Annotated in this window: 10 protein-coding genes, 1 tRNA gene and 2 pseudogenes; 7 read left to right on the top strand and 6 right to left on the bottom strand. The window is 65.5% G+C overall.

Annotated features, from left to right (window positions below; genetic code table 11):
- Window positions 1–206 (bottom strand): annotated as a pseudogene (locus tag A9X01_RS30790) (hypothetical protein); the annotation flags it as partial.
- 250 nt (window positions 207–456) lie between these two features.
- Between A9X01_RS30790 and A9X01_RS01165 the strand changes: the two are divergent.
- Window positions 457–1,362: a hypothetical protein gene (locus A9X01_RS01165; protein ID WP_155771857.1), complete on the top strand. Its 906-nt coding sequence runs from the start codon at window positions 457–459 to the stop codon at window positions 1,360–1,362.
- A gap of 72 nt (window positions 1,363–1,434) precedes the next feature.
- Here A9X01_RS01165 and aceA read toward each other — a convergent pair whose 3' ends face one another.
- Window positions 1,435–3,723, bottom strand: coding sequence for an isocitrate lyase ICL2 (gene aceA / locus A9X01_RS01160; protein ID WP_065118904.1), 2,289 nt, complete (start codon window positions 3,721–3,723; stop codon window positions 1,435–1,437).
- A 218-nt stretch (window positions 3,724–3,941) separates the two neighbouring features.
- Here aceA and A9X01_RS01155 point away from each other — a divergent pair.
- Together A9X01_RS01155 and A9X01_RS01150 are read left to right on the top strand one after the other, a co-directional pair.
- A pseudogene (locus tag A9X01_RS01155) lies at window positions 3,942–4,316 on the top strand (hypothetical protein).
- Between the two features lie 91 nt (window positions 4,317–4,407).
- A tRNA-Cys gene (locus A9X01_RS01150) sits at window positions 4,408–4,478 on the top strand.
- 20 nt (window positions 4,479–4,498) lie between these two features.
- On the opposite strand, the gene A9X01_RS01145 is transcribed toward A9X01_RS01150, so the two are convergent.
- The 3 genes from A9X01_RS01145 to A9X01_RS01135 form a co-directional block, all read right to left on the bottom strand.
- Window positions 4,499–5,011, bottom strand: a complete 513-nt coding sequence (locus A9X01_RS01145; RefSeq protein ID WP_065118903.1) for an MTB12 family secreted protein — start codon at window positions 5,009–5,011, stop codon at window positions 4,499–4,501.
- A 151-nt stretch (window positions 5,012–5,162) separates the two neighbouring features.
- On the bottom strand, window positions 5,163–5,888 hold the full coding sequence (locus tag A9X01_RS01140; RefSeq protein ID WP_065118902.1) for an MBL fold metallo-hydrolase: 726 nt from the start codon (window positions 5,886–5,888) through the stop codon (window positions 5,163–5,165).
- Window positions 5,888–7,180: an RsbRD N-terminal domain-containing protein gene (locus A9X01_RS01135; protein ID WP_065118901.1), complete on the bottom strand. Its 1,293-nt coding sequence runs from the start codon at window positions 7,178–7,180 to the stop codon at window positions 5,888–5,890. The genes A9X01_RS01140 and A9X01_RS01135 overlap by 1 nt, the downstream gene beginning before the upstream one ends.
- Window positions 7,181–7,257: 77 nt before the next feature.
- On the opposite strand from A9X01_RS01135, the gene A9X01_RS01130 reads away from it, so the two are divergent.
- Genes A9X01_RS01130 through A9X01_RS01120 form a run of 3 tightly spaced genes read left to right on the top strand, consistent with a single transcriptional unit; the run spans window position 7,258 to window position 9,042 of the window.
- On the top strand, window positions 7,258–7,572 hold the full coding sequence (locus tag A9X01_RS01130) for an ArsR/SmtB family transcription factor (protein WP_253848857.1): 315 nt from the start codon (window positions 7,258–7,260) through the stop codon (window positions 7,570–7,572).
- On the top strand, window positions 7,557–8,561 hold the full coding sequence (locus A9X01_RS01125) for a zinc-binding dehydrogenase (protein ID WP_065118899.1): 1,005 nt from the start codon (window positions 7,557–7,559) through the stop codon (window positions 8,559–8,561). The genes A9X01_RS01130 and A9X01_RS01125 overlap by 16 nt, the downstream gene beginning before the upstream one ends.
- Window positions 8,562–8,601: 40 nt before the next feature.
- The gene (locus A9X01_RS01120; RefSeq protein WP_065118898.1) at window positions 8,602–9,042 is read left to right on the top strand and encodes an SRPBCC family protein; all 441 of its coding nucleotides are present in this window, start codon (window positions 8,602–8,604) and stop codon (window positions 9,040–9,042) included.
- Between the two features lie 10 nt (window positions 9,043–9,052).
- Here the strand turns inward: A9X01_RS01120 and A9X01_RS01115 are convergent, their stop codons facing one another.
- Window positions 9,053–10,624, bottom strand: coding sequence for a phytoene desaturase family protein (locus tag A9X01_RS01115; RefSeq protein WP_065118897.1), 1,572 nt, complete (start codon window positions 10,622–10,624; stop codon window positions 9,053–9,055).
- 85 nt (window positions 10,625–10,709) lie between these two features.
- Here A9X01_RS01115 and A9X01_RS01110 point away from each other — a divergent pair, with 85 nt between their 5' ends.
- On the top strand, window positions 10,710–11,318 hold the full coding sequence (locus tag A9X01_RS01110; RefSeq protein ID WP_065118896.1) for a TetR/AcrR family transcriptional regulator: 609 nt from the start codon (window positions 10,710–10,712) through the stop codon (window positions 11,316–11,318).
- Window positions 11,319–11,320 lie beyond the last annotated feature (2 nt).

Here is an 11,320-nt window from a genome sequence, read left to right as displayed (position 1 = left end):
GCGTTCAATTTGCCGAAGTTGACGATTCCTGATTTGACGATTCCGCCGATTACGATTGGTGCGGGGACGGCGTTGGGCGCGTTCAATCTGCCGACGTTGACAATGCCTAACCTGACGATTCCGGCCATTTCGATTCCGGCCGGTACTTCAATCGGTGGCTTCTCTCTCCCGGGAATCCAAACGCCATCGATTTCTGTGCCGCCCATCACTGTGCAGCAATTCACCACCCCGACTCTTACTACTCCGTATATAACCGGGCCCAGGTTAGATTTCCCAGGGATTAGCATTCCGTTCCGCTTGTTCCTGCCGAATAATATTATTGCCCTCCAGACGGGTGTTTCCGGCCAGTACCCAGCTATTGGCACCTATTACGGCATGCCGGGCGCCCTCTTTGAGACCGGAGACTTCTCAATCGGCCCCATCGGATTCACCGGTTTCACCGTATCCCCGATCACAGTGTCTGGGTTCAGCTTGCCCGGGTTCACCATCCCTGGCCTCAACGTGGCTCCGATCTCGGTCGCGCCGTTCTCGCTGCCGGCAATAAGTACGCAGCCCATTTCCATTCCTGGGTTCACTATCAATCCGATAGGTGTGGGCAATACGCTGCTGCCGCAGATCACGACGGGTGCGGTGTCGATTCCGGGGTTCACGGTGGATCCGATTGGGTTGGGCAACTTGGTGCTGCCGGAGATCACGACGGGTGCGGTGTCGATTCCGGGGTTCACGGTGGATCCGATTGGGTTGGGCAACCTGCTACTCCCGGAGATCACGACGGGCGCGGTGTCGATTCCGGGGTTCACCGTCGATCCGATCGGGTTGGGCAATCTGCTGCTGCCGGAGATCACCACCGCCCCAGTGTCGATTCCGGGCTTCACGGTCGGCCCGATCGGTGCGGGCGCGTTCACGCTGCCCGACATCACCACGGCGCCGTTCACCACGCCGGCGCTGGCGATCCCGCCGTTCGGGCTGGCGGCGTTCACCACACCGCCGATCACCATCCCGAGCATCCATCTGCCCGCCACCACGCTCGGCTCGTTTGCCGTACCGCCGGCGCCGGGCTTCCTCAACTCGAGCAGTGGCGGGTCATCGGGATTCTTCAACTCCGGGCCCGGGGGCAATTCTGGGTTCTTCAACAACGGCAACGGACTGGCCGGCTTCTTCAACTCGAACGGCCCGGGTCTGCCGGGCGGGTCGGGCTTCCAGAACTACGGCGGGTTCGTCTCGGGCTTCAACAACCTGGGCAGCGGCGTCTCGGGCATCGCCAACACCGGCGCGCTGGATCTCGCACTGCACAATTTCGTCTCGGGCATGGCCAACATCGGCAACAACATCTCCGGCCTGTTCTTCAGCGGCACGGTGTAAAGACAACGGCATTAACGCAATTCGCGCCTGCTGCGGGCAGGCGCGAATTGCGTTGTGGGGCTCGCGAGAAGCTCAGTCCGACTTGAGAACCAGCTTCTTGAGTGCTTCGCGGTCCGGCTTCAGCAGTTCCTCGATGCGCGGTTTGTTCACCTCGGCGACGATGATCTCACCGACTTCCTGATACACCTCACTGAAGATGCCGTGCGACTTCATCTTCTCGGTCTGATACTGGTTGTCCTCGGTCGGCGTCACGTAGTAGACCGCGTCGGCCTTGAACCGGTGCACCAGCCACAGGTGGATCAAGGTCATCAACCGCTTCTGCCGCAGCTTCTCGGCGAACGTATTCTGGTCGCGCACCTGCAGAATGCTGCGGCCGTACCGGTCCTTGATCGGGTCGACGACGACGTTGGCCAACTGGTCGTCGCCCTCGCCGTAGATCCCGAGCTCCAGGACATCGGAGCCGGCGCGCCGCGGCCGCAGCGTGACCCGCAGCTTCTCGCCGAGCTGATAGTGCTCGCTCCACAGCGCCAGCCACTCTTCCAACAGCTTCTTGGGCACCTCGGTCTGCACCAGATGCTGATGCTGCGTGGAGCCCTTGCCCATCGACTTGGTGGTGGCGGTGCGTCCCGACGAGGCGGCCAGTGCCGCATCGCTGCGCGGCCCGCCGACCAAAGTCTGCGGCGTCCGGTACGGCGACTCGACCAGCCGCATCTTGCGCTGCAAGCGAGCCAGCGCCAGCATCCCGTCCTGCTTGAGGTTGGTGGCGAACTCCTCGGCCGCCACGCCGTCGATCTGATGCCCGCCGTAGGTGATGAAGTTGAAGACGAAGCCCATCTTGCCCAGCTCGGCGGGAAACTGCTTCATCTCCTCGTCGGTCATGCCGGTGGTGTCCCAGTTGAACGACGGCGAGAGGTTGTAGGCCAACATCTGGTTGGGGTACACCGCGTGGATCGCGTCAGCGAACTGCCGCGCATCGGCCAGGTCCGCGGTTTTGGTCTCCATCCACAGAATGTCGGCAAACGGCGCGGCGGCAAGGGATTTGGCGATCGCATACGGGATGCCGCCGCGGATCTGGTAGTAGCCCTCGGGGGTCTTCGCCAGTTCGCAGTCCCATGCCGCGTCGGCGCGCAGTTCCCTGGCCTTGGCGCGGGCGGCGTACAGCGACGCGGTGGCTGCGAAGGTCCGCCACTCTTCGGAGCTCATGCCGGCCTCTTCGCCTTCGCTCTCGCTGAATTCCAGCTTCTCCGCCACGGCCTCGCCGTAGGTCATCACTCCGGCGTCGTCCTCCCAGGCGGCGACGAACCGGGACTCGACCTCGTCGTAGACGTCGTCGATCGACTTCTCGCTGTCCTCCCGCCAGGTGTTGACGGCCTCGGCGACCAGGTTCATGATGCCCTGGCGCTCCAGCCATGCGTCGGCGGCCGCATACTCGGCATCACCGAGCGCGTACAGCAAGTGGCCGTTGATCTCTTCGGCGCCAAGGTCGAAGAAGCGGCGCATCATCGCCAGGAAACACGCCTTGTAGGACGGGATATCGAGGTTGGTGGCACCGAGCAGGAAGGGCTGGTCGCGCTCGTCGCCTCTGCTGTCGAGCAGGTTGGCGGCCTCCGCGTCGGTCCGGGCCACGATGATGCCGGGCACCCGCATGACGTCGAGTTGGAAGCGGGCGGCGTTGAGCCGCTTGATCTGTTCGTCGGACGGCACCAGCACCTTGCCGCCCTGGTGGCCGCACTTCTTGGTGCCCGGACGCTGGTCCTCGATGTGATAACCCGGCACCCCGACTTCGACAAAGCGCCGAATCAGGTTGCGCACGTGGGGATCTCCGCCATGACCGGTGTCGGCGTCGGCGATGATGAACGGGCGATAGTCGTACAACGTGGCCGACGCCCGCTGCCGCTCACTCATGTTCAGGCGCTGATATTCCTGATTGCGGTCGGCCGTGAGCAGCGCGCGCACCAGGACGGCGGCGTCGTCGGGCACCTGGCTCAACGGGTAGCTGGCCAGGTCCGGCCCCGGGTCCTCGGTGGTGGAACCCTTGGCCGAGGTCGCCCAGCCGCCCAGGTAGATCCCCTCGATGCCCATTCGTTTCATGCTCACCGCCTGCCCCGGCGAGTACGGGCCGAAGGTGGTGATGCTCTCCTTGGCGGCGAACAACTCACGCAGGCGCTGGTAGAACGCGGTGGCCGCTTCCCGCGCCACCGTGTAGTCGGTGGGGATGGTGCCGCGTTGCTCAACGACTTGGCGAGCCGAATAAAGGCGCGTGATCTCGGAGAACCGCTCGCTCTCGAAGTACCGCTGCGTGGCCGCTAGATCTTGCTCGAATGGTGATTGGACCGCGTTGTCCGTTTCAGCGATGGCCATGGCCTCCGACTCCTCCTCAACCCCGATTCCCCTGACGGAACCGAGTGTATGCCCCGCGATAGTGAGCTAGATCACCGGCTGAGCTCAGCCGAACCCCACCCCACCGCTGGATCGGTTCAGCGCGCGGCGGCCGGGGCGGCCCTGCGGAGAACCCCGACGAGCCAACGGGTTACGTGCGTCTTCTCGCTAGGCGGATCGCACCGGCGTACCGTCACATCATGAACGTGGACTTGCGCTTCGACCGCTGGTATCTCCCGTTGTCAGTCCCTCTCGGGCTCGGTCCGAACAACAGCGAACTGCGGCTCGAGGCCGACCGGCTGCACGTCAAGATGGGCTGGGCTTTTGGCGCCGATATCCCGCTGGCCTCGATCACGAGGGCCGAGGTGAGCAATGCGCGGGTCTTCGAGGCGGGCGTCCATTTCCGGGGATCCCGCTGACTGGTCAACGGGTCGCGCAAGGGCCTGGTGGAGCTCACCATCGACCCACCCGCGCCGGTGAAGTTCTCGCGGATGTCGATGCGGGTGAGCACCTTGGTGCTCAGCGTGACCGACCCGGATGCGCTGGTGTCGGCGTGCAGCGCACCCGCGCGTTAGGTGTTCGCGAAAACTCAAGCAGCGCAACAATTGATCAGAGCGAGGAAAACACTGGGCCGAGCGCACCGAGGCTGGCACAGTGAGGCTTCTCGCGGGTGTGGCTGAGTGGCTAGGCAGCGGCCTGCAAAGCCGTACACACGGGTTCGAATCCCGTCACTCGCTCCCCTTGCCCGACGCCCCGGTCACTGACCAGAGACGGCCTGCACCAGAGCCGACTCGGAGTCGGCGGAAAGCATCCACCCACCCTGGTTCACGAACGTCAGGTTCTTGGTCACCGGCGCCGGCAACTTCGGTCCGGACACGGCCACGTCGGCGCTGGCCCGGTTCGGACCGGCCGGCGCGATGTTGGAAACGGCGAACGACAACGGCAGTTCCCCGTTGCGGTACGCCTTCCTCAGTTCGTGGTCCACAACATGTCCCTCGCCCGAGCCGATGCCCCCTTCGACCAGCCCTTCCTTGGTCCGGTATGACACGCCGGGGTCGGCCAGGTTGGTGAGCAGGCTGCTCAACTGCTCGGCGGTCGGTAACTGTTCGGCGGGTGCGGGCGGCGCGGGGTCCTGGGGCAGCGGCGCGCCGAAGGCGACCAGGCGAACTGCGGGCGCGAGGTCGGTGGCACCGGACGAAACACCAACGGCCGCAACGCCGATGCATGCCAGTGCTGCCGCGCCGATGGTGAACGTTCTCACGGTTGTCACTGCTCCCCCTATGTTGTGTGTCGGCTCAAACTAAGCCGTAATCGACGCGATTGGCCTGTGTGCGGGCTGGGAAGCCGCTGCCGGTTCCCCGAGTGCGTCGGCAACAAGGCGGTACGACTACCGGTACAACTACCGGTTCGAAGGCCTCGAGTCAGTGGTCCCTGCCGCCGTGCGCGGCGTGCGCCGCTAACCAACGGCGCTGCTGCCGAACGAATTCAGCGTCGACCACCCGTCCGTGCCCTGGGACGTATACCGCGCCGGGCCCTCCGAGCTGCAGCAGCCGTTCCAGGGTGGCGGGCCAGGCGGTGACGTCGGAGTCGGCGTCGATCGCCGGGTCGGCGGACTCCTCGACCAGGTCGCCGGTGAACACGACGGTCGGGTCGTCCGCGTGAATCCCGGGAACGACCACGACGAGGTCCGAACGGGTGTGGCCGGCGCCCAGGTGACAGACGCGGACCGTGCGGTCGCCGAGGTCGATCAGCGCATCGTGCACATGATGCTGTGGCTGGCGCAGGGCCGCGATGGCGCGGTCCACCTGCCCCGCGTCCGCGCCGTGCCGCACAGCGTCGTCGCGCAGGTCCGAGGTGGCCGATGTCAGGGATCGGGCCACCTCCGGCCCGCAATACAGCTCTGCTCCGGCGAACACCGCTGAACCCAGAACGTGGTCAAAGTGCTTGTGCGTCAACACCACATGGTTCACCGGGCGACCGGCGATCGCAGCGACGTCCGTGGCCACGGCGCCGGCCTCCTCGAGCGTGGTGCCGGTGTCGATGAGCAGCGTTCCGTCGCGTCCGCACACCAGACCGATCGTCACGTCACAAAACGGGAGTCGGCAGCGATGCACACCCGGGGCCAGTCGCTCCCAACGCTGGTGCACTAGTGCCCCGGACGGAGCACCGTCGGACCGTACCAATGGCAGGCGAACAGGGCCAGCTCGACGTCGACCCGATCGGAGATCGGCCGGCCGCGCCGTGCGACCGCTCGTTCAAGTCGGCTCTTGAGGGCGTTGAAGGTCAGGTTCAGCTGTTGCGCGGCGATTTCGTGGGCGGCACCGTTGTGCAGGTATAACCGCAGCGTCTCGCGCAGCACGGCATCGTCGTCGGTGCTGGATGCCAATGGGCCGAGCACGTCGGAGACCCAGTCGCGGACCTCATCGACGGTGGTGCCCAACAGGCCCGCGGCCGTCATGGCTGCATCGGTTGCCGCGGCGACGACCCGCCGCCGACCCGGTGATCTCTCCGCCCTGGCCAGTATCGCCGCCCTGACTCGTTGCGCCTGACGGTGGGAGCGGCGAAACCCTCCGACACCCGATCCCACCGCGCCGATCGCCATGCACAGCGATTCCGTTCGCGCCGTCACGTAGTGACGGACCTTCGTCGTGATATCACCCGGTGCGGCGCGAAACGGCAACCAGATCCAGGCGCTGGTCCGGTCGGCGGCGGCGATCAGCGGGCTGGCGGAGCTGTCGACCGAATCAGCCAGGCCGCCGATGAATCCCTGGATACGGGCGAGCTCATCGTCGTTGCATTCGTGGCCGGGCAGCCAAACGACCAGGCCAAGGTGCTGCCAGTGCAGGGGATACCGGAGCGCGGCGGAGGCGGCCTCGACGTCGACGTCCGTGTTGTCGCCGAGCAGCTCTTGCACCCGCATGGCGCGGACGGTGTTCTGGTTTTCCAGCCAGTGGCCGCGTTCGTCCTCGTACTGGGCGGCCATTTGCTGCGACACCCGATCGACATAGTCGAGAACCACCGCGGTGATTCCTTCGATCACCGCCACCCGGGTGTTCGGTTCAAACGCCAGCTCGCTCAGTTCCGCAAACACCAGTTCGGTCAGGTGACGCTGTCCCAGCCGATAGGCACGGACCAGCGTGGTCAGTGGCAGATCATGCTGAGCCACCAGCCTGGCGTATTCCAGGGCGGGCTCCGGCACGCCGATCCGGTCGATCTCGGAGCCATGCAGCAAGACGTCGAAGACCGTCAGCAGATTCGTCCGCACACTCGCGGCCAGCATGTTCGCCATCCCCGCGTCTGAGCCCAGTTCAGGAATTTGCTCTTCGAGTCCCGTCTGAATCATCAGGCTGATCTCGTCGATCCGCTGCGTCAGCCGCGTGGCGATAGTGACGACATGGCCGCGCACCACCTCGTCGGCGGCTCGACGCTGCTCGGTCACGCCTAGACGGTAAAGCGCGGTCCCGAGCGCCCGCCAGGCGCCTTGACATGTCGGATTTTTCCGACATATATTGCGGCGTGCCTTCCCCCGATCGCCTCTGCGATCGCCTGTTCGTAGCGCTGGCGAATCCGGTGCGACGTCGGCTCCTCGAAATCTTGACGCGCCAGCCCCTGTCGGCCGGAGAACTCAGCGACCGATTCGAGCTCAGTCGCCCAGCCGTCGCCGAACACCTCAAGGTGCTGCGCGAAGCCGGCCTGGTCGCCGACGAACCTCGGGGTCGCCGGCGAATCTACCGGCTGACCGCGGAACCCCTTTCGGCACTGGGTGATTGGTTGCATCCATTCGAAAAGATCTGCCGCAACCAGGAAGGAACACAATGCGAGCAGTCGTGATCACCAAACACGGCGACCCATCGGTCCTGAAGGTCCAGGACCGACCGGATCCCCCGCCGCCGGGTCCGGGTCAGATGCGAATCGACGTGCGGGCGGCCGGAGTGAACTTCGCCGACCATCTGGCCCGCGTCGGGCTGTATCCCGACGCCCCGAAGCTGCCGGCCGTCGTCGGCTACGAAGTCGCCGGGACGGTAGCGGCGGTCGGCGACGGCGTCGACCCGGGTCGCGTCGGCGAACGGGTGTTAGCCGGAACACGGTTCGGTGGCTACGCCGAGATCGTCAACGTCGCCGCGGCGGATGCGGTGACGCTGCCCGATTCGACGAGCTTCGAACAGGGCGCGGCGGTGCCCGTAAATTACGCGACCGCCTGGGCCGGCCTGCACGGGTACGGGTCGCTGCGTGCCGGCGAGCGGGTGCTGATTCACGCCGCGGCCGGCGGAGTGGGCATCGCGGCCATCCAGTTCGCCAAGGCCGCCGGCGCCGAGATTCACGGCACCGCATCGCCGGGCAAGCACGCCAAGCTCAAAGAGCTGGGCGTGCACCGGACGATCGACTACCGCCGCGACGGGTGGTGGAAGGGGCTGCAACCCTACGATCTTGTCCTCGACGCGCTGGGTGGCACGTCGTTGCGGCGGTCGTACTCCCTGCTGCGACCGGGCGGTCGGCTGGTCGGTTATGGGATCTCGAACATGCAGGAGGGTGAGAAACGATCGCTGCGCCGGGTGGCGCCGCACGCGCTGGCCATGCTGCGCGGTTTCAACCTGCTCGATCAGCTCTCCGAATCCAAGATCGTGATCGGTCTGAACATGCTGAAGCTGTGGGACGACCGCGGCACGCTCGAGCCTTGGATCACCCCGCTCAGCCAGGCGCTGCATGACGGTACGGCATCCCCGATCGTGCACGCGGCCGTGCCGTTCGCCGAGGCGCCCGAAGCGCACCGGATCCTCGCGGCCCGCGAGAACATCGGCAAGGTCGTGCTGGTGCCCTGACCGCTGTTTCAACGGGTGCGACCGCGGCTACCTACCGGGCATGGCTGTCACCGAGTCCAGAGAGGTCGTCATCGAGGCGACGCCCGACGAGATCATGGACGTGCTGTTCGACCTCGAATCGTTGCCGGCGTGGTCGCCGGCCCATCGCAAGGTGGAGGTCCTCGAACGCGACGAGCACGGTCACCCCAGCAAGTCGCGGCAGGTCGTCAAGGTCGTAGGGGTCAGCGACGAGCAAGTGCTGGACTATTCCGTGCACGACGACGGCGTGAGCTGGACACTGGTGAGCTCCAGCTCGCAGCGCGCTCAGCATGCCCGCTACACCCTGACTCCGGAGGGTGACTCGACCCGGGTCAACTTCGAGCTGACCGTCGACCTCAACGTGCCGGTCCCGGGATTCCTGGTCAAGAAGGGCGCGAAGGGGTTGATGGAGACCGCCACCGACGGCTTACGCAAGCGGGTGTTGAAGACCAAAGGCGCCTGAAAACGCTTCGCTAGGAAGCGTCGTCGAGTGCTTGATGGCCGGCGTTGTACCCGGGAGTGAAGGTGATGCCCGGGCCGCCATGACATCCCGCACCACCGAGGTAGAGACCGTCGACCGGGATGGGGAGATCGAGGAACCCCTTCGGGCCGGGGCGGTTGGGCCCCATCAGGTCCGGGTGCAGCAGGCCGTGGCAGAAGTCACCGTCGGGCGCGGCGAACATGGTCTGCATGTGGTACGGCGCGAAGGTGATGTGTCGCCGCACGATGTCCTTGAAGTTCGGTGCGAACCTGGTGATCTTGTCGATAACCTGTTGTGCCATTTCATTTTTGAGATGACCATGCTGCTTGCGGTCGACCTCGACCGGGAACGCGTAGGCGTAGGCGCTCGCGGCGTGCTTGCCGGGCGGCGCCAGGCCCGGGTCGTGTACCGACGGGATCTGTAGGCCCATGGAGGGGTTGTCGGGCACGATCCCCCGTCGGCAGTTCTCCCACTGACGTTGCTGCTCCTCGGGTGAGCCGAAGATGCCGACCGACATCTGCATGCCGGGTTCGTTCAACAACTCGTAAGGCGGCGCGAATTCGGGCAACCCGTCCAGGGCGAAGTGCATCTGCACGAACGACGCGCGGTGGTCGCGACCCGAAAGGCGCGCAATGAGTTCGGCGGGAAGGTGTTCGGCCGAGACCAACTCGCCGAGCGTGAGCTCGGGCGCCAAGTTGGACACCACGATCGGCGCGCCGATCGTCGAGCCGTCGCGCAATCGGACGCCCGTCACCGCGCCGTGGTCGACGAGGATCTCCTCGACCCGGGACCGGAAGCGGATTTCCCCGCCGTGGGACACGAACAACTCGCGCAGATGGTCGGTCAGGGCGCCGATGCCGCCCTTGAGTTTGGTCATCATCGCCGTGCCGCTGTCCGGTACGGCCAACGCGAAGGCCAGGCAGGTGGCGCTGCCCGGCGTATAGGGTCCGCGGTAGGTGGAGTTGACCGCCAGGAAGGCCAGCATCCCCCGCATCACGGCGTGCTTGTCCTTGTCGGGCAGATAGCGGTCGATCACGTCCATCGCCGATCCGAACAGCACCTCGTGAATGGCGCGGCGCTCGGCGTCGTTGGCCGCACAGGCGTACATCTCGTCCAGGGTCTTCGGCGGAGTACGAACGTCGAAGCGGCCAAGCGCTTTTGCCGGACCCTGGCTCCAGCCGATCAGTTCGGCCATCCCCGTGACGGCCTCGAACCCGTGCTGGTCCCCCAGGTGCGTCATCAGCTGCATCGGATCGCGGTAGAAGATCATCGGCTCTTCGCCGTTTTCGCCGATGTTGGTCGACATCACCTCCGGCTCGACCGTGGGCAAGGTGTCCAGGCCGAGTTCCTTGGTGATCTGGCTCGCGGTCGGAAACTGCACGGACCCGGCAATCTCGTAGCGGAAGCCGTCGATCAGTTCGACGGTCGCCGCCATGCCTCCGGCGTAGGTGTTGGCCTCCAGGCACAACGTGCGCAGCCCCCCTCGCTGCAGGATCACCGCCGCGGCCAATCCGTTGTGGCCGGCACCCACCACGATCGCGTCGTAGTACTCGTTACGCGTCATCCGACGAGAATATGTCAGTACTGACATAATCGGAAGATGTCAGTACTGACTAATTCCTGACGGCTGCGATACCATCTCCCCTGCTATGACTGCATTGGTCCCTGGGGCGAACCGACACACGCTCCGCCGTCAATCGACACATGAGGCGCTGCGTCAGGCAGCCCTGAACAGCTTCGCGCGCAATGGTTTTGCCAATGTCACGGTAACGGAGCTGGCCCGGGAGGCCGGAGTCACCGAGCGGACGTTCTTCCGGCACTTCCCTACCAAGGAAGCCGTGCTGTTTCAGGACTACGAGACACACCTCGAGTGGTTGGCGGAAGCGCTTGCCCAGCGACCGGCTTCGGAGCCACTGTTCGACGCGGTCTTGGCCAGTGTGGCGGCGTTCCCGCATGACATCGAGGTGGTCCGCCAGGCGGCGACCGCCCGCGCCGAACTGATCAGCGCCGACCGGATCGCGGGCCACCTGCGGGTGGTACAGGCGTCTTTCGCCGCTACGCTGACCGACTTCATCAGACAGCGCTACCCGCAAGTGCCGAACATCGCCCTCGTCGCCGAAGTCGCCGGTGCGGCGTTGGCAGCGGCTTTGGTTGTGGCGGTGGAGAATTGGGGCCGTCGGGGTTGTGTGGACGATCTCGGTGAGCTGGTGGCGACCAGCCTGGAGCTGGTTCAGAACGGGTTCGCGGCCCTCGGGTGAGG

The organism is Mycobacterium asiaticum (assembly GCF_001668675.1).
In the GTDB taxonomy this organism is placed as follows: Bacteria; Actinomycetota; Actinomycetes; order Mycobacteriales; family Mycobacteriaceae; genus Mycobacterium; species Mycobacterium asiaticum_D.
This window is presented reverse-complemented; position numbering and strand designations above follow the sequence as displayed.